The organism is Cystobacter fuscus, assembly GCF_002305875.1.
Taxonomy (GTDB): domain Bacteria; phylum Myxococcota; class Myxococcia; order Myxococcales; family Myxococcaceae; genus Cystobacter; species Cystobacter fuscus_A.
The window spans coordinates 1,847,859-1,870,967 of sequence record NZ_CP022098.1 but is presented as its reverse complement, the minus strand read 5'-3'; the positions used below and the strand labels follow the sequence as shown (position 1 = coordinate 1,870,967).

Sequence of the window (23,109 nt, the reverse complement as noted above, 5' to 3'; positions counted from 1 at the left end):
CCTGTGCGGCCCCGGTGCCCAGGTCGATCAGGTGCGCGCGCTCGGCGGCCGTGGTGGGCTGGATGTCGACCAGGGGCGTGTCCGGGGTGGCCTCGACCAACTGCCACAGCACGTGCTCGAACCGCTCGCCCAGCTCCCGCAGCCGCTTGGGGGAGCACGTGGTGGGGTTGGCGTCGAAGTCCAGGCGCAGCCTGCCGTCAGCCCGGTCGTAGGCCACCACGGACAGGTCCTCCGACGGCGGGGCCTGGAGGTTGTGCACCGTCACCGTCGCCGAGCCGAAGCGCAGCACGTGGTCGAACCGCTGGATGTTGAGCACCGGTCCGAAGAACTTCCGCCCGTCCTCCGGCAGCCCCAGCTCGCGCCGCAGGCGTTCGCCCCGGTACCGCTGCCGCGACCGGATGGCGTGCAGTTGCGCCGATACCTCCTGGAGCAGCCCGCCCACGGTGCCCGCCAGGTTGACGCGCACGCGCAGGGGCACCACGTTGGCCGTCATGGCGGGCACGGCCACCTCCGCCGCGCGGCCGGAGACAGGCAGGCTGAGCAGCAGGTCCGACTGCCCGGTGACGGCCTGCACGTGCACGGCGGTGGCCGCGGCGACCACGCGAGACCACCGCGTCCCCAACCGCTCGGCGCCCTGCCGCAGCCGGGCGAACTCCCCTTCCGCCAGCACGCGGGTCCACCGCACCGAGGTCTCCGCGGCGGGCGCGGCGCGCGACCCGACCACCACCGGCTCCGGCCGGTCGGCCAGCCGTGCGAGCCACCACTCGCGGTCCTCGGCCAGTGCGGCCGAGTCGCGGTACGCCTGCTCGGCCGAGGGCACCTCGGCCAGGGCTGCCCACCCGGGTCCGGGTACGGCGAGCCCTTCCCGGAGGCACTCGTAGATCTCGGCCACGCGCCGCACGAGCAGCGCCATGCCCGCGCCGTCGAGGGCGATGTGGTGCACCCGCAGGAACAGCCACTGCCGCTCCTCGGCCAGCCGCAGCACGGCACCCAGGAACAGTTCCTCGCCCGCCGCCGCGAGCCGCTCCGCCATCCACGCCCGCGCCGAGGCGACGGGATCGGGGGCCTCCCGGAAGTCCACGGTGGTCACCCGGGGTTCGGCGGAGTCCAGGACCCGTTGCCGGGGAAGGGAATCGGCCGTCGCCTCGAAGACCACCCGGACCGCCTCGCACTCCGCGGCGGCCCGCGTGAGAGCGGCGGTCAGCAGGTCGGTCCGGACGGTCCCGCACAGGTCCAGGTACTCGGCCCACTGGTAGGAGCCGGGACGGCTGTGCCCGGAGCGCTCGGCGAGCCACACACCGGTCTGGGCATCGGACAGTTCGAGTTCAGCGCTCTGGTCGACCACGTGGGAGCCCATCCTCAACAGCTTGTGTGGGTCAGCGGGTCGCTCTTCTAGCACGGAATGTTTTGGAACAAAGGAAATTCCGCTTTTACCCGTTCCAGCGCACCATTGAAGGAGAAGGCCCCTCGCCCCCAGCGAGCCGCCGCCTCTCGGAACGCCGCGGCGAAGGTCCGGTACTGCTGGTTATTGCTTGCCCTATCACCCGTGTACGGTGTGGAAGTCCTGCCCGCTAAGATTATCAGAAACTGAAACACTGCCGGGTGTAGTGGCACCGTCGCCTTCCGTGTGATCCCCGCCAATCCTTGAGCCTCGTGTGAGGGGGTGCCTCCCACATCGGGGAGGTAACGCGCAATCCCTTGGGTGGCCTCCTCACTGGCTGGGCGCGCCGGATGCCATTGGGTTGTGCCGAGGAAGGTGTCTCGAGGAAGGTGTCGCGCCCAAGGTGCTCCGGTATCTTCAAACCATTCGGTGTTCTAGACCGCCATGACACCGCCATCCACGAAGAGCTCGACGCCCGCGACGAAGCTGCTCTCGTTCGACGCCAGGAACAGCACCGCATTCGCGACGTCCTCCGCCTGACCGAGCCGCCCGAGCGGCGTCATCTGTTTCAGCACGTCCTCCATCCCCGCGTTGTTATGGAGGTACGTCTGTATCGCGGGCGTTTCAATCACTCCCGGCGAAACCACGTTGACACGGATGCCTCGGCTCTTCAGGTCGGTCGTCCAGGTTCGCGCGAACGAGCGAATCGCGGCCTTGGTCGCGTTGTAGACCGACAGCCCGGGGAGTCCTTTGCTGCCGCTGGCCGATCCGGCGAGAATCACCGTACCTCCGCTGGTCATGAGCGGCAGCGCCTTCTGCACGCTGAAGACCACGCCCTTCACGTTCGCGCCAAACACGCGCTCGAAGTGCTCCTCGTCGAGCGCACCGAACGTCACGGTTTCGGAGATTCCCGCGTTGGCGAAAACGACATCGACCCTGCCGTGGTCGCGCTTGACCCGCTCGTAGAGTCGTTCGAGGTCGGAGAGATTACTGACGTCCCCTTGGATGCCAACGGTGGCGCCACCGATTTCGTTGACCGCCTCGTCGAGCCTCTCTTGCCTGCGCCCGGTGACGTAGACATTGGCCCCTTGCGCAGCGAAGGCCTTCGCCGTCGCGAGCCCGATGCCGTCACTTCCACCGGTGACGACCACGACTTTGTCTTTGAAACGCGTCATATCGATTCCATCTCCTTTGAGAACGGCTCATGTCGTGACGATGGGAAGAGAGGCAAAGGGGTCACGCCACGGAAGGTATCTCTTGCATACCAGGGGTCAAGAGCGTACCTTCAGCATCCTTGGTATGCTGAGCGATACTGAAGACGATCCCATCTACCGGGCCGACTGCCCCAGCCGCACGATCCTCGATCAGATCGGCGACAAGTGGTCGATGATGGTCCTTGCCGTGCTTGTGCGCACGCCGAGGCGGTTCAACGCAATCAAGCGACGGCTCGAGGGAATCACCCAGCGCGTGCTAACGCAGACGCTGCGAAAGCTCGAACGCAACGGGATGGTCCGCCGACGCGTCATCGGCGGCTCGCCGCCGGGCGTCGAGTACTCGCTCACCCCGCTTGGCAGATCGCTCCAGGAGCCGTTCGCGGCACTGTACGATTGGACCCTCGCGCACATCGACACGATCCAGAAGCACCAGGAAGCCTACGACCGCGAGCGTCCCCCTGGAGCGCCCTGAGCCGGGCATGCGCGGGGAGCGGCGCGGTGTCCGTGACGATGGCGGTGACCTCGTGGCCACGGTGGAGGCTCTCGGCCAGCAGCTTGGAGCCGACATAGCCGGTGGCACCGATGAGTGCGCTCTTCATGGCGGTGTTCGCGGAGACCGTCGCCATCCCGATTCGTGGACCCCATGAAGTAAAGCGCGGACGTGATGAAGCGCATCGACGACATCCTCGGCCCCATCGTGGAGATGGCTCCGGAGAGGCGTCCGTCAACACCCATCAGGCGCACGAACGAAAGGGGCCGCCTCCCTCGTGGGGAGACGGCCCCCGGGCCCTCGAGCAGCGAGGGCGCGGACTACCTGCCGCCCAGGCCGTACACTTCGCTCGTGTACGAGCTGCCGTTGCTGAACCCCGCGGTGATGAGCACCCGGCCATCCGGCAGCGGCGTGGCGGTGTGCTCGTAGCGGTCCTGGCCCAGGGAGCCGGTGGTGCACCACGCCCCGGCGTTCGGGTCATACAGCTCGGCGGAGGCGTGGATGCCCGTGGAGTCATCATAGCCGCCCACCGCCCGAGGCCGCCCGTCACCAGCACGCGGCCATCCGCCAGCCGCACCGCAGAGTGCTCGCGGCGGTACGTCCCCAGGTTGCCGGTGGCCGCCCAGGCGCCCGTGGCCGGGTCGTACACCTCCGCCGAACTGCTCGCCCTGGCGCCATCACCGCCGGCCACGAGCACACCCAATCGACGCCGAGCGGGTCGGCGCGGCTCGGTTCTTCGTGGAGAGCTGCTGCGTCATCCAATAGCAAGCGCTGGTGGACCTGGGCACCGGACAGCTCCTCGGGAAGGTCGAGGGTCCTCGATACCCAGGGACGCACGCTGCGGACCCTCCAATGGACCCCTGCGGTGGCTCCCGTACAACCGAAGTAGCCGGCACCAACAATCCCGCAACGATGACTTGCAGGTTTTTCTCTTTCGCAAAGATGGGCGTGCGGATACCTCTGAATCACGCCATGACATGGTTCCACTCATGGCCATGAACTGGTGAGAGAATGGCAATGACTACGAACGAACAGGTGATCCGCGCCCTCTACGAGGCAGCGGAAGTCCAGGACGTCAAGACAACAAGTCGCCGCCATTCCTGGCGGGCGACGCTCTCGTCTTCCTTCGGAACCAGACCCATGAGCACGTCTCTCGCCACCCTGCTGATCTCCACCTTCGTGGCCTCGGCTTGCGGAGCTCCCGAGCAGATGGAGAACGTTCCCACCCCCTTCAAGGAGCGGCAGGAGAACGTGGCCTCCTTCACTCCACTCACGTCCGGCGTCTACGACGCCCGCGTGGACGGCGCCGAACCGGTCCTGATTGCCCCGGGCGAGGCCCGCGAGTTCTCCTTCTCCGCGGACGAGGGCCAGAAACTCGAGTTCGCCGCCACGCTCGCGCTCGGCAAGTACAATGGCTACCGGCTCATCACCCCACCGGGCGGCATCGACCTGTACGAGAGCAACACTCCCATCAGTGGGGACATCACCTCAAGCATTCTGCTCCGGTATGTCGGCACCGAGGAGGACAAGGCGCCCACCATCGGTTCTCGCACCAGCCCCAAGCAGACTGGCGCGAGCTTCGCCGCGCCGGAGGTGTCCTCGATACTCAGCGCCACCGTGCACTCGAACCTGGCCACGAGCATGTTCACCGTGCGCATCGAGAACGTCTCGCAGGACGTGACGCTGCACCTGGAGTTCAATGCCCTCTCCATCCCGATGTTGTGGGGCCCCGACCAGGAGTAAGTCCTGTCAGGGCACGGCCCACGCGGCCTGCTGCCGCTGGCTGCAGCGCGGGCGTCACCGCGGACGTCCGCGCCCGGTCGTCCGCCGCCCCGTAGCATCCCGGATGACTTGTATTTCGGGCCACATGCGGAAGGCGTCCTCGCGCAGATAGAGGAAGACGATGCCGTAGCCTCCCGTCTTTCGCTCGACCCAAGGATAGACGCCGAATGCGCCGATGCTGGAGTTGCGGTCGCACTTGCCTTGTGCGTTCCAGGTCTCGCACCAGCTGCCCAGGCTGTAATGTGCATCCTCCAGCACGCTGGCGCCGGTCGGTGTCATCCGGGCGCTCGGCGTCTGATCTGACAGCATCGCATCCACGGACGCGCGCGACAGGATACGCTTGCCTTGATAGGCCCCGCCCTGCGCCAGCATGCTGAGGAAATGCATGTAATCCTCAGCAGTGCTGACCGCACCGCCCTGCAGCACCGGGTTCAGCGTCTCCGCAACCGGCAGTTCGTCCGTCCGGTCCAATCTCAGGTGTGTCCAATAGGTGTGCGTCATGCCCAGGGGACCGGCGATTTTCTCGTAGAAGACCTGCGCCCAGCGCTTGCCTGTCGCCGCCTCCACCGCGGCACCGGCGACCTGGAATCCCGGACCGCCATAGACAAACACGTCGCCCGGACGGGTGACGAGCGGACGAGCGGTGACCTCCTCGGCCGATTGCCCGAGCGTGATTCGGTGATCCTGCGCGAGATCGTAGAGTTCCGCGCGCGAGCCGACGATGCCAGACGTCTGCGACAGCAGCTGGCGGAGCGTAAGCTTGCCCGCATCGCCCGTGATCTTCGGGAGCCACGTCGAGACGGGTCGATCCAGCGACAGCTTGCCCTCGTCTACCACCGCCATCACCGTCGCGGCGGTCAGCCACTTGGAGGCCGAGGCGATGGGGAAGCGCTGATCGGGCGCTATGCCTCCGAAGCTGACCCGCGAGACTTCCTTGGCGCCCGTGCCGGTCGCGATGGTAAAGCCGCCCGCCCCCTTGGCCACCATGCGGTCGGCCGCCTGGTTCGCCTCCGGCGGGAGCGCGCTGCCGCGGTCGATCCTGTAAGAAACGGGCGATTGCGCATGCGCACCGCTACCGATCACCAACGTGCCAAGCGCCGCTGTGGCCAGTCGAATTTTCATGATCCACTCCCTGCTGTCATGTTGCTCTTTTCGGCTATTCGTTATGCAATGTCTGCTTGATTACCAATACGGTGCAGCTCACACGACGTACCACAGCGGGACGACCTCGGCCGAGTGCAGCACCGCCGCCCTGCAGGAAGTCGTGGACGGGTGACGCGCGCCTTGAGTTCAGCGGCTCGCTCCTGCGGCGGGAATGCCGTCCGCCTCAGGAGTGATGGTGGCCGCCGGCCGCTCCCTCGCGGCACTGCGAGGCGGCAGGCCGCGCAGGAACGCCGCCACGTGGGCCAGCACGACTTCGGGATGCTCGCGGTGGGGGACGTGCCCGACGCCTTCGAGGAGGATGGCATGCGCCGGCCCGGCTGGCACGCTGCGAATCCGCTCGGGGTGCGCGGGCGAGCCGTACTCGTCGTTGTCGCCGTGCAGTGCCAGGACCGGGCAGCGCAGCCCGCGCAGGTCGTCGTCGAGCCGCCACGTGGCGAAGCCCGGGGAGAGCCAGGTTTCAATCCACGCGTCGAGCACCCAGCGCGCCTTGTCCCCGTGGTAGCGCGCCAGGCGCTCCACTTGGCCGGGCGCGGTGAAGCCCGCCTGTGCCGCGCGGATACCCGCGACGGTGCGGTCCTCCACGAAGGCCTGGGCCGACTCGGTGATGACGGCCGCGCAATCCTCTGGGAAGTGCGCCGCCGTGGCGACGGCCATGGCGCCGCCGACGCTGTGGCCAAGGGGTACCAGCGCGCCGAGGCCGAGCTGCGAGATGAGCGCGGGGACGCTGGTGCGTGCCTCCTCGCGCATGAAGTCCGGCGTGAGGCAGCCCGGGTGGGGGTCCGAGCGGCCGAAGCCGAGCCGGTCGTAAGCGACGACGGCACGGCCCGTGGTGGCCGCCAGGCGCGCGGGGAAGTCGCGCCACAGTTCCACGCAGCCGAGGGAGTCGTGGAAGAGCAGAAGCGTCGGTGCGTCGCGCTGTGGCTCGCCCCAGAGGCGCGCAAACAGGCGCCCTGCTGTGGTCTCGAGGATGCGGTCGGTGAAAGATGTCATGAGGGGTGTCAGGTTCGCTGGTGCGGCACAGACCCGGGCCTAGCTCTTGCTGCCCGCGGAAGCAGGCGCCGCCGAGAAGCTGTAGTGCGAGAACTTCCACTCTCCGCTCTTCTGCTTGCTCAGGATGAAGAGTTCCTTGAAAGCAGCCGGCCCAGCAGGCTGGCCCGAGCCGTTGACCTTGAGCGTGCCATTGGAGTGGCTGCGCAACAATGCTCTGTCCTTGCCCAGCATCTTCACCTCGTCCACCGTGAACTTGAGGTTGAGCGAGATGGCCTTGAACGTGCCGTCGTAGGCGGCCCGGACGGCTTCTCGGCCCACAGCAGCAGGCGCATCGGGTGCCATCTGGACACCCTGCTCGGTATAGAGGCTCACGATCGTGTCCGTGTCCGCAGCGTTCAGGGCCGACTCGTAGCGAGCGAGGGTCTGCCGGATGGCGCGTTCGTCCGCGCTGTCCTTGGCATGGGCGAGCGCGGGAGTGGTCGCCGTGGCGAGCAGGAGAGAGGCACACAGGATTCGAATCGAGGTCATGCTTGCTCCAAGCGCACGCGAGGTGCGCGGTGTCTGGTGTGAGTTCTTGAAGGTCTTCGCGACGGTCACGGTGTCTCCCGCTCCCCGCCCTTGGGGCGCTGCGGGGGTGTCCGCACGCGCGCCTCGTTGGGCCGCAGGTCGTCTAGGTGGAGCGGCTCGAGGGTGAAGGGCGCCTTGTGGGCGCGGGCCACGGCGGCAGTGATGGTGGTGGTCATGGCCGCACCTCCTTCCCGAGCCAGACGACCTTGAAGCCGATGTCCGCGCCGTACCGGGTGGCGCCCAGGTTCTTGATGGCGTCCTGACGCGCGGAGGCGGGGATGGTGAGGATGATGAAGTCGCCCCAGGCGCTCGCGGTGCGCACGTCCTTGGGGTCGGCCCCCGTGGTGCGGACTTCATACCCGGCATTCTTCGCGCCCTTCTCCAGCGCGCTGCCGACGTTCCCGTTGCCGATGATGGCAATCTTCGTGGCGGCCATTGTCCCGTTCTCCTTGCGAGGGGTGCGCTGCAACGCGGAGAAGAATAAGGCGTTCCAGAATCGGCACTAGGTGCCCAAGAGTGGTAAATGCGTTCCATGCCTGGAACGCCAGACTGGAACCTACTCCCGCTCTTCGTCGCTGTGGCCGAGAGCGGAAACATCTCCGAGGCGGCGCGCAAGCTGGGCGCCCCCAAGTCGTCCGTCAGCCGAGGGGTCGCCGCGCTCGAGCGCTCCCTGGGCGTGCAGCTCTTCCACCGCACCACGCGTGACGTGCGCCTCACGACGGCGGGCACGGTCTTCTACGACAAGGCGCGTCCCGTCCTGGCGGCCTACCGCGAGCTCACCGGGGCCATTCCGGAGCAGGAGGCCGAACCGTCGGGAATCTTGCGCATTACTGCGCCGGCCGACGTCGCACTGACGCTTCTGGTCGGCGTCCTGCCCCAGTTCCTGCTGCGCTACCCGGGCGTCAGTCTCGATGTGCGGCCTACCAACCGCATCTCTGACCTGGTGGGCGAGACCTTCGACGTTGCGCTCCGCATCGCAGACAAATTGAAGGACTCGACGCTGGTCGCCCGCAGGCTGGGCGTCATCGAGATGGGCATCTACGGCGCCCCCAATTACGTCGCGCAGTTCGGCGCGCCGCGCACCCTCTCGGAGTGCGCCCAGCACCGCTGGGTCCTCTTCTCGGGGCCGGCGCGACTGCCGCCAGTGTTGCGCTCCCTGACGTCGACGCGGGTGGCTACGGACGACCTCCTCTTCGCGCAAGGGATGACCCGTGGGGCCGTGGGGTTGAGCGTGCTGCCCAACCACCTAGCACAAGAGGATGTGCTCGCGGGCCGCCTGGTGCGGGTGCTCCCATCCTGGAAGCACACTGTGGGGACGCTCTACTTCGTGCATCCGCCGGCGCAGCACCTGCCGCGCAAGGTCACCGCGCTGCGCGACCACCTCGTCGACGTGTTCGCCCGGCGGCCCCTCGACCGGTGAGCCGGCAGCAAGCGAGGGCAGCCAGGGCAGGGGTGTGCCCCAAGGGGTTGCACCGTCCCGTGTCCCGGCGCGGCGCGCGGCCTTGCTGGCCCCGGCTGCCGCCCTTCTCGGCCCCTCCGATCCAGCCCTCTCCCTCTCCTAGAACACCGACCGATTTAAAAACCACATCATCCCACCTGCTGCTGGGACAACTCTAGATGGCGTTGCCATGTCTCCAAATTCTGGATGCTGGCCGCACGTCGTAGATCAAAGACGTTCTTACGCACGCCCCGATAGCGCGCACGACGCCCCTGTCGTCGCGCTATATGGGCTTGTCGATGTTCCACCCCTACTCGCTTCCTGAGTCGCTCTCGCCCAGCAGGTGTCTTCATTAATTTGCGCAACTTGTGCTGGAGCGCTTCATCTTCACTGATTGCCACAGTCCGTCCTTGTCCTATCTGGGCTTGTGTACATTTCTCGCGCAATGGACAAGTCTCACAGTCCTTTGTCGCGAATTCGACTGTCTTTCCCAGTTCGAAGCGCATTGTCTTCCCCTCCGGACACGTGATGGTCCGGCTTCGCATATCTATTTTGAAGTCTGACTTCGCGAACAACTCCCCATTGCGTGCCTTCCACGGCTTGCTCAGCACTTCCCCTCCCTCCTCGAGCACGCTGTCCACGATACTGCTGTTGATATACCCCCGGTCTATGTGTAACTCGTCAATCTTCACTCCTTGCTTCTCCATGTCCTTCTCAAGCGCCGGTGTTGCCTCCGCTTCAGGTCGGTTGGCGGGCGTCACAGCACATGCCAGGATGAGTTCTTCGTCCAGCGCCGTGGCCACATGCTGCTTGAATCCGTTGAAGCGCTTGCTTTTGCTCTTGCGTCCATGACGCATCTCCCCATCTTCTACCGACACTCGTCTCTCTTCCGCCACTTGCTGGCGAACGCGGACACCTCCTCCTTCTGGGTCCGGCTCCAGGTCCTGCTTGCGAATCTGCTCGAGAGTCTGAACGTGTTCCCTCAAAGGCTCCTCTTCCATCTCCTCTGCCAGATTCTTTCTTAGCCAGGACATCATGCTTTCCACTTGCTCGAGCAGGGCTTGCAGCGCTTTCTTTTTCTGCCCCGCTTCGCTCCAGTCCACATCCAATCCCTTCTTGATACTTTTTTCCAACAACAAGGGAATACCCGCCTCTCGGCAGGCCTGCTGCTTGGAACATCCCAGCAGCTTCGCCACGCACATCATCACCTTGCGCGCTGCGTGTCCTACCAGGTTGATGGTGTCCTCTACCCGGCCAGCTCCCTCCAGTGGCTTTGAGTCAATCGCCACTCGCAACAGCGTCTTGAGCTTTCGCTCACCGAACTCTTTCTGTTCCCGCGCCACCTCGACTGTCTTCTCCAGGAGGCGCCGGTCCATTTGGTTTCTCATCAGCCGCTGACGAAACTCATACAACGAGCCCTGGGAGAACGCCGGCTCGCTGTGACCCAACCAGCCCAACACCATCTGCACTCTCAAGTCGAAGACCGTCAGTTCCACCAGGGTGGCATCCGACACTCCCATGTATCCCTGTAAGAGTATTGCCATTGCCATCAGCCCGGGTGCTATAGCCACTTTCCCTGCTCCTGTCTGGCGGTACATGGAGGCCAGTTCCGCCTGAAAAGCCTCATCCATCAGCTTGTGCCGATTCAGACGCAGAAAAGCGAACAGCTTGCCGTTACGGCTCATCCGTTCGACAATCTGTTGCTCTTGCTCGTTCAACTCCCGCGGAGGAGTCCATCGAGCTATCTCTCCGGTCACCTTCGGCGGACTGACGGCTAAGGTCATGTGCCGACCTGATCAAATTCAGCCCCTGTTGTCCATCCCCTCACGTAAATCCCTGATTTTACTAAAAAATCAAATCGGTCGGTGTTCTAGCAGGAGAAAGGCCACCAAGTGCGACAGGGTATTGACCTTTGGGGCGTCCAGGCAAGCGAGGCGGCGCAACAGGCGGGTCTGTCCTCTGCAAGAATCGCTGCATCGCTCACATGATCATCAGCGATGATGCAAGAGTTCCGCCGCTCTTCGTGAACAACCCAGGCTCAAGAATGAACCTGGGTTGTGTGTTGGCCGCATGTCCTAAAGGCACTCTGCTACTCCAACTCCTTCCACATGCGCACCAAACTGTCGTTGGGCCGCCCCATGAAGGCATCGAGCAGACGTTCCTCGACACCGTGGGACTCCCAAACAGACGCTGGCTCGAGCCCAACACACTCTTGGGGGGACGCCTCTCTCGAATTGCCGAGGGTGTCGAAAATCCAACAGCGCCGGAGTGGGCCCACTTCCATTCTGAATTGGACAATGGGTTGCGTCAGGCGCTCCTCAATCTCTCTCCACCCAATGAACTTCCATGACTTCGGGTAGGGATACTTGACCATGATCCTGAAAAGAACGGGCCTGGATGCGATCCTGTCCAGGTCCGAGTCTGGACTGGTGGTCCTGTAATCGTAGAAGGCATCGAAATGCAATTCGAGAACCCTTCCATAGCCGAAGGAACCGTCTGGGAGGGGAATTCTCCAAAATGAACCTGGTTTATGCGTTGGCAGCATGTCCTAGTATCCAGTGTAACGGTGAAGTTCGCCCCAGCGAATCGTGGCAGCATCGTGAAACCGTCTGCCCCGCGGGTTGTCTTTTGCCACGGCGCGCACGACGTTCTCGGTTCGATGGGGCTTGCCCGTGTCGGACTGGGCGCCTCCACTAAAGTCTATCAGTTGCTGATCCCTTCCGCGAATCCGCCAATACGCTGGATCATCATACCGCAGATTGTAGTCAACGGCGGTTCCAATGTCGAACACATCAAGTTGTGCTTGAGCAAATGAAGCATCCTTCGGGTCTTCGTTCTCATCAATATGATGATTCCTGTCTCGGAACCGAAGGGCCAGCTGTGCCTGGAGGTCAAGGGGCAAGCCGAGATCAACGACCATGCTGGTCCGGCCAGCGCAGTAAAGGTTCGTTTTCTTGTTGATCTTTCTGTAGGTCACATAGAGACGACCGCGTTTCTTTTTGCTTTTCCTGTCGGATTCCGCATCTGGCCATCCACTGGGAGGAGCACGGGGCGGGGACACCGATTCAGGTTGGGCCAAGGGCGCGCTTGTCGTCACCTCCACTGCGCCGTCAGGCGCCTGGTGAATAAGGATCTCCATCGCGATGGTAGCCGGATGCGCAGAGCCCTTTGGGGGATACCGGCCTTGAACCCATCCAGAAACATCTCCGAAGTGTGTGCCGTAGAACTTGTCCGCGATGTCGATGGGGGTCTGCTCACCGTCCACAACCGCTTTGACGGTGAAGCAGTCAACGAAGGGACAGCGAACGCGAGGAGCGGAGCTACTGGCACGACCTGCGCCCCGCCTACCGCAGCCATCTCGCCAGGCGGGGCGTCCCGCTCAAGGTCATCCAGGAACTGATGAGGTATGCCCACCATCGGCATGACGATGCGTTATGCCCACCTGAGCCCGGACACGCGTAGAGAGGTGGTCGGAGTACTCGGCCTACCCCTTGCGCCCGCGTGCGACATACGTGCAACACGAGATGTACATCCTCATTCGTGAGAGCGAGCCCACCGGCTTCGCGGTGCTGGCGGCGACGCACGCGTTCCTGGCGGCGTACCTGAAGTTCCGGGGCTCGCCCGAGGCGGCGGAGTGATCCAGGCCGTGCACCCGATAGGGCAGGCCGCTCTCCTCGAGCATCCATAGGGCGCGCAGGTCGCGCGTCACGCCATGTACCTTCTCGTGGACACGGCCAAAGCCGTAGAGCGTCATCATTCGCGGGTCCTCCTGTGGCTGGAACTGCTGCCGGGGCCCGGACCCTCCCATGCCGGCAGGCAGGCGCGGAAGGGGTTGTCGGACAAGCAGGAACCTCCCGCGGGTGCATCGCCCAGGAGTGGATGATGACGAGTCTCCGTCACGGAGCGCAGTACGCGCCGGTACCGTAATAGATGGTATACGTGCAACCCGCGCCGCTGTTGTCGCTGTAGGCGCTGTCGAACTCCTGGGCGATGTGCGCGGAGCCCACCCAGTTGTTCAGAGAGCGGCACGGCTGGGGATCACCGCCGTTGGGGTTGGGCGGGCTATACGCATTCCAGCTTCCCGAGTTGAACACCACCGCCTGGATGGCTCCGTACGGCACCCAGTACGACATGGCCTGGTAGGGCGAGAACGTCACGGTCTCCTGGCCGCACTGCGAAGCCATGGAGGAGCAGAAGGTGTACGTGCAACTCCCGGAGTTGTCGTTGTAGTAGGAGTCGAAGCTCTTCGTGTAGGTCGACGAGTAGCCGACGGCGTCGCTCAGGCGCGGGCAAGTGAGATCGACGTACTCGGTGCGAGTGGGATCGGCGGTCCAGGAGCCCGAGCCCGTCACGCTCTGGATGGTGTATCCGCCAGGCGGCGTGTACTGGATGGGCGACCGCATGTCGTACGTCCACGTCTCGCACTCGGTGAGCTGCTGCCGGGCGATGCCGGTGCTCCGCGCTTGCTCCCCCCGCACGAAGCGCTGGGGCTGCTGCTCGAGTTCGCCTCCACAACCCACCAGGGCTCCAACGCACATCATCGCCGCGGTAAAATGAGAGATTGTCTTCATGGGGTGCTCCCTGACGTGCTTGAGCCAATCACCGAGGGTCCGATTCTCCACCAGTCCGGTGCGCGTATCCTCGATCTGTAGGGTGAGCATAGTCATGGACGAAGCTTACTCACCCGGACATAGATTTTGTCCAGGGGAGCGGAGCCGTAGGTGGGTGGCGGAGCAATGCGCGCCGAACAGCCGCCACCCACTCGTCGAGTGTGGTGTAGCTGCGCTCGGGTAGCTCGGCGAGGGCGCGGACTACCTGCCGCCCAGGCCGTACACTTCGCTCGTGCCGGTGGTGCACCACGCCCCGGCGTTCGGGTCATACAGCTCGGCGGAGGTGTGGATGCCCGTGGAGTCATCATAGCCACCCACCGCCAGCACCAGGCCGCCGTTCAGCGGGGTGAGCGAGTGACGGCGCCGGGGCGAGTGCATGTCCCCCGTGGCCGTCCACGTGCCCGTGGCCGGGTTGTACACCTCGGCCGAGGCCAGGCAGTTGAAGCCCAGGCACTCGTCTGCGTTGTCGACGAGGCCGCCCGTCACCAGCACGCGGCCATCCGCCAGGGCCGTGGCCGAGTGCGTCACCTTCAATGAAGATGCTCCACGAAAGAAATACATCCCATGCTCAAGACCCTACCCCACCGGGCGGCATCGACCTGTGGATGTCCTCGATACTCAGCGCCACCGTGCACTCTGCGGGCTACTGAGCAAAGCCGATTCACGGGATTGTTCAGGGAATGGGTGGAGCCCCGGTGTGCGGGGTCAGCCCGCGCAGGGGCCCGTCCTTTCCGAGGAGGATGAAAGGCGCCCAGAAGTGAGGATGCGGATGCTTCTGGCGCAGCGTCCGCATCGCGGTGCCTAGCGCCGCGGTGAGGCCCTGGCCGGAGAGCAGGCCGCCGTAGTAGCTCTCCATCAACTCCCGCGTCGTCTCGTCATTTACCTTCCAGAGGCTCGTCACCAGCGTCTGCGCCCCGGCCACCATCAGCGCCCGGCGCAAGCCATGGACGCCCTGGCCGAGCTTGATGTCCCCTCTCCCGGTGTCGCAGGCCGACAGCACCACCAACTGCGTGCCCCACAGGTTGAGACCGGCCAGCTCCAGCGCCGTCACCAGCGAGTCTTCCCGGCGGCGCGAGCCAGGCTGTGCCTCCGGAGCGTGCGCGCCCGCGAGCACCAGGCCGGAGCGCAGCAACGGGTCGGGGGGACGCCGCGTCGGGCCGGCTTCGCCCACGGCGCCGAAGTACTTCACCGCGCGCGTGCCCGCTGGGACAGGGGCATCCTCCAGGAAGAAGCCGTGGGTGGCGATGTGCAGCAGGCCCGGCGTGGGCAGTTTCAGCAGCGCCTCCTTGGTGGCGTCGCGGCCCAGGAGGAGCTGGGCTTGGGGAAGCAGGCGCTGGATGGCCTCGGCCTCCTTGCGCGTGCCGGGCAGCGGTGGCCAGGGCTGGTCGAAGACGACGGAGCGCGGCGTGGAGAAGAAGCGCTCGAGGGGGGCGGAGCGCTCGGCGGAGACGGGTTCGGCCCGCGCGGCCAGGGAAGGCGCGGCGGAGTCGAACTCGGGGTCGGCCAGGACGACCATGGCACGTGGGGGGGTGCTGTCCTCGGGGCGGGGAAGCAGGTCCTTGCCCGAGGTGAGATAGGTGAGGTCCCAGGCATCGACGAGGAAGCGGCTGCCGTCGTGGAGCGCGGCGAAGGGGATGAGGGAGAGCTGCCCATCGGGCGAGAGGAACAGGCGCTGCGCCTTGCCGAGCAGCGGCACCAGGGGACGGAAGGCGAGCGCGTAGAGGGCCTGGGCGGCGGATTGATAGGAGACGGCGCGGCTGGCGAGCGCGTCATGCAGGCGCTGAGCGGCGCGGTCGATGGGCGCGGCGGGACCCAGGTCGAGGGCAGCGGTGCGGCCATCGGCGAAGAGCAGGAGCGCGAGGTAGCGCAGCTCGCCCGGACTCCCCGAGGGAGGAGTCCCGGGCTCGGGCACGAGCGGGCTGTCGCGGTAGGTGATGAGCTCGATGAGCGCACCCTCCCTGGGGAGGGCTGCCGCCACGCGCTCGATGATTTCCGCGGGAGGAGGCAGCGCGGAGTGGGCGCGCAGGGGCTCCGAGCGCTTGGAGAGGTCGGCTTCGATGGCATCGCTCTGGGTGGCGAGCTCCTCGAGGCGCCGCTGGTAGTCGGCGGGCGAGAGGCTGCCGGAGCCTGAGAGCGACAGCTTGGAGCGCTGGGTGCGCAAGGCGCGCAAGCGCTCGAAGGCCTCGCGATCGGCCTGCCCCAGTCCTCGGTAGATGATGCGAGAGGTGTCCGCGAGTTCCTCGACGGAACGGCCCTTGCGAAGGAGCGCGGCGGAGAGCGCGAGGTGCCGCACGCGGGCATTGTCCGGGCGCACGCGGACGAGCGAGTAGAGGCCTTCCTCCTCGTCGCGAAGAAGCTGCAGGAGTCTGGCCAGGCCCGCCTCGGAGGAGCCAAGAACCTCCTGGCGCAGGTGCTTCTCGGAGACGGTGATGGCGCGCTCGAAGAGCGGCAGGGCCTCGTCGAGGCGCTGCTGCGCCAGGCGGAGTCGAGCCAAGCCGTTGAGCGAGCGGGAGATGTTGGGATGACTCTTGCCGAGGGCCGCATCAAAAGTCGCGAGCGCACGCTCATACAGCGGCTCGGCCCGTGCGTGGAGCCCCTGAGCCAGGTAGAGGTCGGCGAGGTTGTTGAGCGAATGGCCGACGTCGGGATGGTGCCGGCCGAAAGCCGTTTCCCAAATCGCGAGTGCGCGCTCATGCAGCGGCTCGGCCCGAGCGTAGAGCCCCTGGGCCTGGTAGAGGAGGGCGAGTTTGCTGAGCGAGCTGGCGACAGCGGGATGGTGCTTGCCGAGGGCCTCCTCCTGAATCGCGAGCGCACGCTCCAGAAGCGGCTCGGCCCGTGCGTAGAGCCCCTGAGCCTCATGGAGGCGGGCGAGGTTGCTGAGCGAGTTGGCGACAGCGGGATGGTGCTTGCCGAGGGCCTCCTCCTGAATCGCGAGCGCACGCTCCAGCAGCGGCTCGGCCCGTGCGAGGAGCCCCTGCGTCTTGTAGAGGACGCCGAGGCTGTTGAGCGTGTTGGCGACAGCGGGATGGTGCTTGCCGAGGGCCTCCTCCTGAATCGCGAGCGCACGCTCCAGCAGCGGCTCGGCCCGTGCGTAGAGCCCCTGATTCCAGTGATTGATGGCGAGGTTGCTGAGAATGATGGCGACAGCGGGACTGCTCTTGCCGAGGGCCGTCTCCTTGATCTCGAGCGCACGCTCCAGCAGCGGCTCGACCCGTGCGTAGAGCCCTTGATCCCCGTAGAGGTTGGCGAGGTTGTTGAGCGAGTTGGCGACATCGGGATGGCTCTTGCCGAGGGCCGTCTCCTTGATCGCGAGCGCACGCTCATACAGCGATTGGGCCTGTGCGTAGAGCCCCTGAACCTCGTAGAGGCGGGCGAGGTTGTTGAGCGAGCCGGCGACAGCGGGATGGTGCTTGCCGAGGGCCGTTTCCCGAATCGCGAGCGAACGCTCCAGCAGCGGCCTGGCCTGTGCGTAGAGCCCCTGAGCCTCGTAGAGGATGGCGAGGTTGTTGAGCGAGTTGGCGACATCGGGGTGACTCTTGCCGAGGGCCACTTCCCGAATCGCGAGTCCACGCTGAAGGATGGGCTCGGCTCGCGTATAGCGTCCCTGTGCTTGAAGAGCATCACCGAGAAGGTTGAGGCACCTGGCCACCTCCAGATGCGTTTCCCCGAGAGCTGCTTCCCGCAGTTCCAGCGCGCGCTCGGCCAGCGGCACCACCTCCGCGTACCGCTCCGCTTCCATCAGTTTTTTTCCCTCATCAAACGCCTTTTGTGCCTCCACCAACCGTGCGTCCGCTGGAGCCTTCTCCACCGTTGCGCACGCCGCACAACACAGGATGATGAGTGCTGTCGTCGCGAGTGCTCGTTGCAATGCTCTCTCCAAGTGGGGTGCGGCTGCCCGCACAACGCTCCCGGTTGTAATTCAATCCGGGTGTGGAGCGCAGCCTCACTCAAGCGGGGACGGAGGCGAGCCCACAGGTGGAGGAGCCGAGGAGACGGTTCTCGACACCGTGTGGTTCCCAAACAGTCGCTGGCTCGAGCCCAATACATTCTCTGGGAGACGCCTCTCTCTCATTGCCAATGGAGGCTGGAGGAAATAACTTTTCCCTTTCAGTTGTTGCTCCAATGAACTCGGCAGTGAGGAAGGCGGATGGACGAGGGCGCATTGCTAAAAGTCATCCAGAGCAAGTACGAAGCACTGCGCGCTGGCATGAATGAGGCGGTCCGTCGACGGTGGGCGGCAGCAGAGGCCATTGCGATGGGGTCCAAAGGAGCTCGGCTGGTCGCCCAAGCTACAGGACTGTCGCTGCCAACGATTCGACGGGGAATGAGGGAACTGAAGCAAGGCATTCCGCTAGAGGTGTACCGCGCACGTCGACCCGGTGGAGGCCGAAAGAAGGCAACCGCAAGGGATGAAACGTTGCTGGCGGACCTCGAAGCATTGGTTGACCCAGTGACCCGCGGCGATCCCACCTCTCCGTTGCGTTGGACGTGCAAGAGCACTTTGAAACTCGCAGAGGAGTTGCACAACCAGGGCCATGGCATCAGCGCCCATACGGTGGGCGAGATTCTCCACCGGCAGGGTTATAGCATGCAGAGCAATCGTAAGACCCATGAGGGGGCCCAACACACGGATCGCAATGCGCAGTTCGAGTACGTGAACGCCCGGGTGAAGGAGTTCCAGGGGCGAGGCTCTCCGGTCATCTCCGTGGACGCCAAGAAGAAGGAACTGGTGGGGGACTTCAAGAATGCTGGGCGAGAGTGGACTCCAAAGGGCCAGCCACCTCAAGTGCGCGCCTACGACTTCGTAGACAAGGAGCTGGGCAAAGCCCTGCCCTATGGCGTCTACGATGTGGGAGCCAACGAAGGCTGGGTGAGCGTTGGGGTAACGCATGACACCCCGGCCTTCGCGCTCGCAACCATTCGGACATGGTGGTTGGAGATGGGCGTCGTACGCTACCCGAAGGCAAAGGAGTTGCTCATCATCGCCGACAGTGGCGGTAGCAACAGCGCCCGTGCCCGACTGTGGAAGGTGGAGTTGCAGCATCTGGCGGACGAAACGGGCTTGCGGATGGCCGTAGCCATCTGCCACCTGGCACCAGCAAGTGGAACAAAATCGAACATCGCATGTTCTGCCACATTACTCACAACTGGCGCGGACGCCCGTTGGAGAGCCGAGAAGTCATCGTCAATCTGATTGGCAGCACGACAACGGCAAAGGGACTCCACATTCAGGCCAGTCTCGACATGGCGGACTACCCCACGGGCATCAAGGTACGTGACGACGAGGTGGAAGCATTGAAACTCAAGCGCGATGACTTCCATGGAGAATGGAACTACATGCTCCTTCCCAAGTAGCCATAAGACATCCCCTTGCGACGGGTTGTGTGCTTTCCTGAAAGGGAAAAGTTATTTCCTCCAGCCCCCCAAGGTTATCGAAAATCGTACAGCGACGGGTCGGACCCACTTCCAAGCTGAATTGGACAATGGGTTGAGTCAGACGCTCCTCAATGTCTCTCCACCCGATGAGTTCCCATGATTTCGGGTATGGATGGGCGAGCACCACCGGGAACTGGCCTGCCTCGGCCCTCACGCCCTCCGGCACCTTCATCAAGCAGAAGCTGTTGCAGTAACCCGCGACAGGCGGGAGGCCCAAGTTCCCCCAGGCCTCCCGCTCGCACGGTTCAGGGTTCGCTCGGGCCGAAGCGTGCCGGACGCAGCGCCTGCACCACCACCAGCCCCGGACCGTCCAGCCGGACCGAGCCCCCCGCCTTCACCACCTTGTCCGTCGGCTCCCCCTCGTGGGTGAGCCAGAGCAGGCCCTCGCAGCAGGTGAGCCGTAGCCCCCCCGCCCGCACGCGGCAGCTCCACACCGCTCCTTCTTCGAGCACCACCTGCTCCGGCCCCTTCGTCTTTCCTCGCGCCGTCCGGTGGTGCGGCCTCACGGCCTGCCACAGTCCTCGGAGCATTGCTGTTGCCATCACTGTTCCTCCTTCGAGGGTGAACATGCGCCCGGGGCCCCATGCGGAACAGATTCAGGCGAGTTGAATTGTGAGGGGTACAGTTGCGGCGGGATGAACTGTGCTGGTTGCCCACCCGCGCAGCTGTATCTGGGCGGGCGAGGCCCCGCTGGTTATGTGTTCCCGATGGGACGCGGTCGCGCGTCTCGAAGGAGGTGGACCCTTGGACACGGCGATGGGAGCGGTGGTGGAGGCCTCCCGGCCCCGGCGTTATGAACAAGTCGCCGAGCGGCTCGCGGAGGCCATGGCCGCCGGCACGCTGCGGCCCGGGGACAGGTTGCCCTCGGTGCGGCAGCTCAGCCTGCGCGAGCGGGTGAGCATCTCCACCGTCCTCCAGGCCTACCTCCACCTGGAGTCGCTCGGCCTCGTGGAGACGAGGCCCCAGTCCGGCCACTACGTGCGCCGCCGCGAGCGCCTCCGCCTCGAGGAGCCTCGCGTCTCCCGCCCCCTCACCACCGCCACGCCCCCCAGCAGCAGCGCCCTCGTGGCCCGCGTGTACCAGGCCACCCGTGACGCGCGGATGGTGCAGCTCGGCGCCGCCGTGCCCGCGCCCGAGCTGCTGCCCGGCCCCCGCCTCCACCGCGACATGGTGATGCTGTCCCGCCAGCGCCCCGACGCCATCGGCTACGACATGCCTCCCGGCTGCCTGGAGCTGCGCCGCCAGGTGGCTCGCCGCGCGCTGGATTGGGGCTGCGCGCTGTCCCCCGACGACTTCATCACCACCTGCGGCGCCACCGAGGCCGTCTACCTCAGCCTCGCCGCCGTGGCGCGTTCGGGCGACACCGTCGCGATCGCGTCCCCCGCCTATTACGGCACCCTCCAGGCCATGGAGTCGCTCGGCCTGCGCGCGCTGGAGCTTCCCAGCCACCCGCGCCACGGCCTGGAGCTGGACGCGCTGGAGGCCGCCCTCGACAAGCGCCGCGTGGCCGCCGTGCTGGTGGTGCCCAGCTTCAGCAACCCGCTCGGCGCCTGCATGCCCGAGGAGAATCGCGCCCGCCTGGTGGCGATGCTCGCCCGTCGCGAGATTCCGCTCATCGAGGACGACATCTACGGCGACCTGCACTACGGCCTGGAGCGCGCCCGCACCTGCAAGTCATTCGACCGCGCGGGGCTGGTGTTGCTGTGCGGCTCGGTGTCCAAGACGCTCGCGCCGGGCTTCCGGGTGGGGTGGGTGGCGCCCGGGCGCTTCCAGGAGCGCATCGAGCTGCTCAAGTTCGCCCACACGACGGCCACGCCCACGCTGCCGCAGCTCGCGGTGGCGCGCTTCCTCGCCAGCGGCGGCTATGACAAACACCTGCGCGTGCTGCGGCGGCGGCTCGCCTCACAGGTGGAACGGATGACGGAGGCCATCTGCGAGCACTTCCCCGAGGGCACTCGCGTCTCCCGCCCCACGGGCGGCTCGCTGCTGTGGGTGGAGCTACCGCCCACCGTGGACGCGCTCGTCCTGCACGCGCGGGCGCTGGAGGCGGGCATCAGCATCGCACCGGGGCACATCTTCTCCGCGCAGCCCCGTTACACGCACTGCATCCGCCTCAACTGCGGGCAGGCCTGGAGCCCCCGCCTGGAAGCCGCCATGGCCACCCTCGGCAGCCTCGCACGTACACTCGCGTAGAGCCCGGCCATGCTTGCCATTGAACCCGCGCGATTCCCATCCGACCTGCCGCTCGTGCGGGAGCTGTTTCGCGAGTACGCCGAAAGCCTGGGCATCGACCTGGGCTTTCAGGACTTCGAGTCCGAGCTGGCGGACCTGCCGGGCAAGTACGCACCACCGCGCGGGCGGCTGCTGATCGCTCGGCGGGAAGCACGGGCCCTGGGGTGTGTGGCGCTGCGGCCGCTCAGCGTGGAGACGTGCGAGATGAAGCGCTTGTATGTCCGGCCCGCCGCGCGCGGCGAGCAACTCGGGCGACACCTCGTCGAGCAGCTCTGCGAGGAGGCGCGTGCCATCGGCTATCAGCGCATCTGCCTCGACACCCTGCCCGACATGGCCGCGGCAATCGGGCTGTATACCTCGCTGGGGTTCAAGCCGATCGAGCCCTATGTGTTCAACCCCATCCCAGGCGCCCTGTTTCTCGGACGGGATTTGTCAGACATCCCCTGACGGGTAGGAGCGGGCCTGATCGAACTGGCCGTGGCGGCCGGCGCCTCCGGCGAAGTGCTTCGCCCCCGCCAGTCCTTCCAACTCCACCACCCGACGGCCTCCCTGGAACTCCTGGAGCAGCGCCTCCGGGAGCGACAGGTCCGCCTGGGCATACGCCGAGCGCCGATCCGCCTTCATGCACTCCTGGGGGAAGGAGGCGATCTGCCGGGCCAGTTGCTCGGCGGCCTCGCGCGCGCCTCCCCGGGGAACCACGCGGTTGACGAGCCCCATGCCCAGGGCCTCCTGGGCGGAGACCGGACGGCCCGTGAGGATGAGATCCATCGCGCGGGACAGGCCGATGAGTCGGGGCAGACGCACCGTGCCCCCATCGATGAGCGGCACGCCCCAGCGGCGGCAGAACACGCCCAGCACGGCGTCCTCCTCGGCCACCCGGAGATCGCACCACAGGGCCAGTTCCAGCCCACCCGCGACGGCGTGGCCGGAGATCGCCGCCACCACGGGCTTGTCCAGCAACATCCGAGAGGGGCCCATGGGACCATCCCCCTCGGGCGAGAGGGGGTTGAGCCGTCCCTCACTCACCGCCTTCAGGTCCGCGCCCGCGCAGAAGGTGCCCGCCTCGCCGAAGAGGACACCGACCTTCGCGTCCGGGTCGGCGTCGAACTCGCGGAAGGCGGCGGCCAGGGCCTCGGCCGTGGGTCCATCCACGGCGTTGCGCACCTCGGGCCGGTGGAGGATGACCGTGGTGACAGGGCCGTTCTTCTCGACAAGCACGCTCATGACCACCCCGCTCTGAACTACATCCAGCCCAGCTCCAGCCGCGCCACGTCGGACATGCGGCTCTGGTCCCACGGCGGATCCCACACGAGCTGCACGTCCGCCTCCTTCACCCCGGGCAGGTCACCCACCTTGCGCCGCACATCGTCCACCAGCACGGGACCCATGCCACACCCGGGCGCCGTCACCGTCATCTGGATCTCGACCTTGTGCCCACCTTCCGGCAGCGGCGTGCTCTTGCACTCGTACACGAGCCCCAGCTCCACGATGTTCACCGGAATCTCCGGATCGTACACCGTGCGCAACTGCGCCCAGACGCTCTCCGGGTCGAACTCCCCGCTCTGAGGCTGCTCCTCGGCGGGCTTCGCGTTCTGCTTCAGGTAGTCCTCGCCCAGCACCTCGACATCTTTCTCGTCGATGCGCATGAGCTGCCCGTAATCACCCTGCACGGTCACGTTGCCGCCGAGCGTCTGGAGCACCCGGACCTCGGTGCCGGCGGGAACCACCACCCGCTCGCCGCTCGGGATCATCGTCACCTCGCAGTCGCGTGCGAGCGGTGTCTGTAGCCCTCTCATCTGTCCTCC

At 65.9% G+C, this 23,109-nt stretch carries 22 protein-coding genes and 4 pseudogenes; 7 read left to right on the top strand and 19 right to left on the bottom strand.

Features of this window, described 5'->3' with window-relative positions; translation table 11 throughout:
- Nucleotides 1–40 precede the first annotated feature (40 nt).
- A pseudogene (locus CYFUS_RS52450) lies at nt 41–1,357 on the bottom strand (condensation domain-containing protein); the annotation flags it as partial.
- Nucleotides 1,358–1,815: 458 nt separating this feature from the next.
- Nucleotides 1,816–2,556 (bottom strand): SDR family NAD(P)-dependent oxidoreductase, encoded by a 741-nt coding sequence (locus tag CYFUS_RS07825; RefSeq protein ID WP_095984666.1) that lies wholly within the window; start codon nt 2,554–2,556, stop codon nt 1,816–1,818.
- Between the two features lie 124 nt (nt 2,557–2,680).
- Here CYFUS_RS07825 and CYFUS_RS07820 point away from each other — a divergent pair, with 124 nt between their 5' ends.
- Entirely contained in the window at nt 2,681–3,067 is a 387-nt protein-coding gene (locus CYFUS_RS07820) for a winged helix-turn-helix transcriptional regulator (RefSeq protein ID WP_095991866.1), read from the top strand.
- 338 nt (nt 3,068–3,405) lie between these two features.
- Here the strand turns inward: CYFUS_RS07820 and CYFUS_RS52445 are convergent, their stop codons facing one another.
- Both CYFUS_RS52445 and CYFUS_RS54300 read right to left on the bottom strand, forming a co-directional pair.
- Nucleotides 3,406–3,615 (bottom strand): hypothetical protein, encoded by a 210-nt coding sequence (locus CYFUS_RS52445; protein ID WP_095984665.1) that lies wholly within the window; start codon nt 3,613–3,615, stop codon nt 3,406–3,408.
- Between the two features lie 56 nt (nt 3,616–3,671).
- Nucleotides 3,672–3,776 (bottom strand): annotated as a pseudogene (locus CYFUS_RS54300) (kelch repeat-containing protein); the annotation flags it as partial.
- A 449-nt stretch (nt 3,777–4,225) separates the two neighbouring features.
- Here CYFUS_RS54300 and CYFUS_RS07805 point away from each other — a divergent pair.
- A complete protein-coding gene (locus CYFUS_RS07805) occupies nt 4,226–4,828 on the top strand; it encodes a hypothetical protein (protein ID WP_095984664.1) in 603 nt (200 codons plus the stop codon).
- Between the two features lie 54 nt (nt 4,829–4,882).
- Here the strand turns inward: CYFUS_RS07805 and CYFUS_RS07800 are convergent, their stop codons facing one another.
- The 5 genes from CYFUS_RS07800 to CYFUS_RS50385 all read right to left on the bottom strand — a co-directional run bounded on the left by CYFUS_RS07800 (nt 4,883) and on the right by CYFUS_RS50385 (nt 8,024).
- Nucleotides 4,883–5,989, bottom strand: coding sequence for a serine hydrolase domain-containing protein (locus CYFUS_RS07800; protein ID WP_095984663.1), 1,107 nt, complete (start codon nt 5,987–5,989; stop codon nt 4,883–4,885).
- Nucleotides 5,990–6,157: 168 nt separating this feature from the next.
- Nucleotides 6,158–7,021, bottom strand: coding sequence for an alpha/beta fold hydrolase (locus CYFUS_RS07795; protein ID WP_095984662.1), 864 nt, complete (start codon nt 7,019–7,021; stop codon nt 6,158–6,160).
- Between the two features lie 39 nt (nt 7,022–7,060).
- A complete protein-coding gene (locus CYFUS_RS50395) occupies nt 7,061–7,549 on the bottom strand; it encodes a YybH family protein (protein ID WP_157758307.1) in 489 nt (162 codons plus the stop codon).
- Nucleotides 7,550–7,614: 65 nt separating this feature from the next.
- Nucleotides 7,615–7,764, bottom strand: a complete 150-nt coding sequence (locus CYFUS_RS50390; protein WP_157758306.1) for a hypothetical protein — start codon at nt 7,762–7,764, stop codon at nt 7,615–7,617.
- Complete coding sequence (locus CYFUS_RS50385) at nt 7,761–8,024, bottom strand: NAD(P)-binding domain-containing protein (RefSeq protein WP_157758305.1); 264 nt, start codon at nt 8,022–8,024, stop codon at nt 7,761–7,763. The genes CYFUS_RS50390 and CYFUS_RS50385 overlap by 4 nt, the downstream gene beginning before the upstream one ends.
- An 87-nt stretch (nt 8,025–8,111) precedes the next feature.
- Here CYFUS_RS50385 and CYFUS_RS07785 point away from each other — a divergent pair, with 87 nt between their 5' ends.
- Nucleotides 8,112–9,008 carry a LysR family transcriptional regulator gene (locus CYFUS_RS07785; RefSeq protein WP_232537430.1) on the top strand — a complete coding sequence of 299 codons (897 nt, stop codon included), beginning with the start codon at nt 8,112–8,114 and terminating at the stop codon, nt 9,006–9,008.
- Nucleotides 9,009–9,175: 167 nt separating this feature from the next.
- Here CYFUS_RS07785 and CYFUS_RS07780 read toward each other — a convergent pair whose 3' ends face one another.
- The 3 genes from CYFUS_RS07780 to CYFUS_RS50380 form a co-directional block, all read right to left on the bottom strand.
- On the bottom strand, nt 9,176–10,810 hold the full coding sequence (locus CYFUS_RS07780) for an IS1182 family transposase (RefSeq protein ID WP_095984660.1): 1,635 nt from the start codon (nt 10,808–10,810) through the stop codon (nt 9,176–9,178).
- A 305-nt stretch (nt 10,811–11,115) separates the two neighbouring features.
- On the bottom strand, nt 11,116–11,571 hold the full coding sequence (locus CYFUS_RS07775; protein WP_095984659.1) for an immunity 26/phosphotriesterase HocA family protein: 456 nt from the start codon (nt 11,569–11,571) through the stop codon (nt 11,116–11,118).
- Between the two features lie 3 nt (nt 11,572–11,574).
- Nucleotides 11,575–12,291 carry a hypothetical protein gene (locus CYFUS_RS50380; RefSeq protein WP_157758304.1) on the bottom strand — a complete coding sequence of 239 codons (717 nt, stop codon included), beginning with the start codon at nt 12,289–12,291 and terminating at the stop codon, nt 11,575–11,577.
- Between the two features lie 35 nt (nt 12,292–12,326).
- Here CYFUS_RS50380 and CYFUS_RS52435 point away from each other — a divergent pair.
- Nucleotides 12,327–12,570, top strand: a pseudogene (locus tag CYFUS_RS52435) (tyrosine-type recombinase/integrase); the annotation flags it as partial.
- On the opposite strand, the gene CYFUS_RS52430 reads toward CYFUS_RS52435, so the two are convergent.
- The 4 genes from CYFUS_RS52430 to CYFUS_RS07750 all read right to left on the bottom strand — a co-directional run bounded on the left by CYFUS_RS52430 (nt 12,511) and on the right by CYFUS_RS07750 (nt 17,375).
- Nucleotides 12,511–12,783 (bottom strand): hypothetical protein, encoded by a 273-nt coding sequence (locus CYFUS_RS52430; protein WP_232537429.1) that lies wholly within the window; start codon nt 12,781–12,783, stop codon nt 12,511–12,513. The pseudogene CYFUS_RS52435 and the gene CYFUS_RS52430 sit on opposite strands and share 60 nt — an antisense overlap.
- Before the next feature lie 139 nt (nt 12,784–12,922).
- Entirely contained in the window at nt 12,923–13,597 is a 675-nt protein-coding gene (locus CYFUS_RS07760; protein WP_157758303.1) for a hypothetical protein, read from the bottom strand.
- Between the two features lie 240 nt (nt 13,598–13,837).
- Nucleotides 13,838–14,164, bottom strand: a complete 327-nt coding sequence (locus CYFUS_RS07755; RefSeq protein WP_232537772.1) for a kelch repeat-containing protein — start codon at nt 14,162–14,164, stop codon at nt 13,838–13,840.
- 145 nt (nt 14,165–14,309) lie between these two features.
- Complete coding sequence (locus CYFUS_RS07750; RefSeq protein ID WP_232537428.1) at nt 14,310–17,375, bottom strand: CHAT domain-containing tetratricopeptide repeat protein; 3,066 nt, start codon at nt 17,373–17,375, stop codon at nt 14,310–14,312.
- A gap of 408 nt (nt 17,376–17,783) precedes the next feature.
- Here CYFUS_RS07750 and CYFUS_RS07745 point away from each other — a divergent pair.
- Nucleotides 17,784–18,991, top strand: a pseudogene (locus tag CYFUS_RS07745) (ISAzo13 family transposase).
- Between the two features lie 326 nt (nt 18,992–19,317).
- Here the strand turns inward: CYFUS_RS07745 and CYFUS_RS07740 are convergent.
- Nucleotides 19,318–19,614 carry a DUF2917 domain-containing protein gene (locus CYFUS_RS07740; protein WP_157758302.1) on the bottom strand — a complete coding sequence of 99 codons (297 nt, stop codon included), beginning with the start codon at nt 19,612–19,614 and terminating at the stop codon, nt 19,318–19,320.
- Between the two features lie 214 nt (nt 19,615–19,828).
- Here CYFUS_RS07740 and CYFUS_RS07735 point away from each other — a divergent pair, with 214 nt between their 5' ends.
- Together CYFUS_RS07735 and CYFUS_RS07730 are read left to right on the top strand one after the other, a co-directional pair.
- Nucleotides 19,829–21,265 (top strand): PLP-dependent aminotransferase family protein, encoded by a 1,437-nt coding sequence (locus tag CYFUS_RS07735; RefSeq protein ID WP_095991864.1) that lies wholly within the window; start codon nt 19,829–19,831, stop codon nt 21,263–21,265.
- A 9-nt stretch (nt 21,266–21,274) separates the two neighbouring features.
- The gene (locus CYFUS_RS07730; protein WP_095984654.1) at nt 21,275–21,751 is read left to right on the top strand and encodes a GNAT family N-acetyltransferase; all 477 of its coding nucleotides are present in this window, start codon (nt 21,275–21,277) and stop codon (nt 21,749–21,751) included.
- On the opposite strand, the gene CYFUS_RS07725 is transcribed toward CYFUS_RS07730, so the two are convergent.
- The gene (locus CYFUS_RS07725; protein WP_095984653.1) at nt 21,737–22,528 is read right to left on the bottom strand and encodes a crotonase/enoyl-CoA hydratase family protein; all 792 of its coding nucleotides are present in this window, start codon (nt 22,526–22,528) and stop codon (nt 21,737–21,739) included. The two genes, CYFUS_RS07730 and CYFUS_RS07725, sit on opposite strands and share 15 nt — an antisense overlap.
- A gap of 17 nt (nt 22,529–22,545) precedes the next feature.
- Nucleotides 22,546–23,100, bottom strand: a complete 555-nt coding sequence (sufT, locus tag CYFUS_RS07720) for a putative Fe-S cluster assembly protein SufT (RefSeq protein ID WP_095984652.1) — start codon at nt 23,098–23,100, stop codon at nt 22,546–22,548.
- Nucleotides 23,101–23,109: the final 9 nt, after the last annotated feature.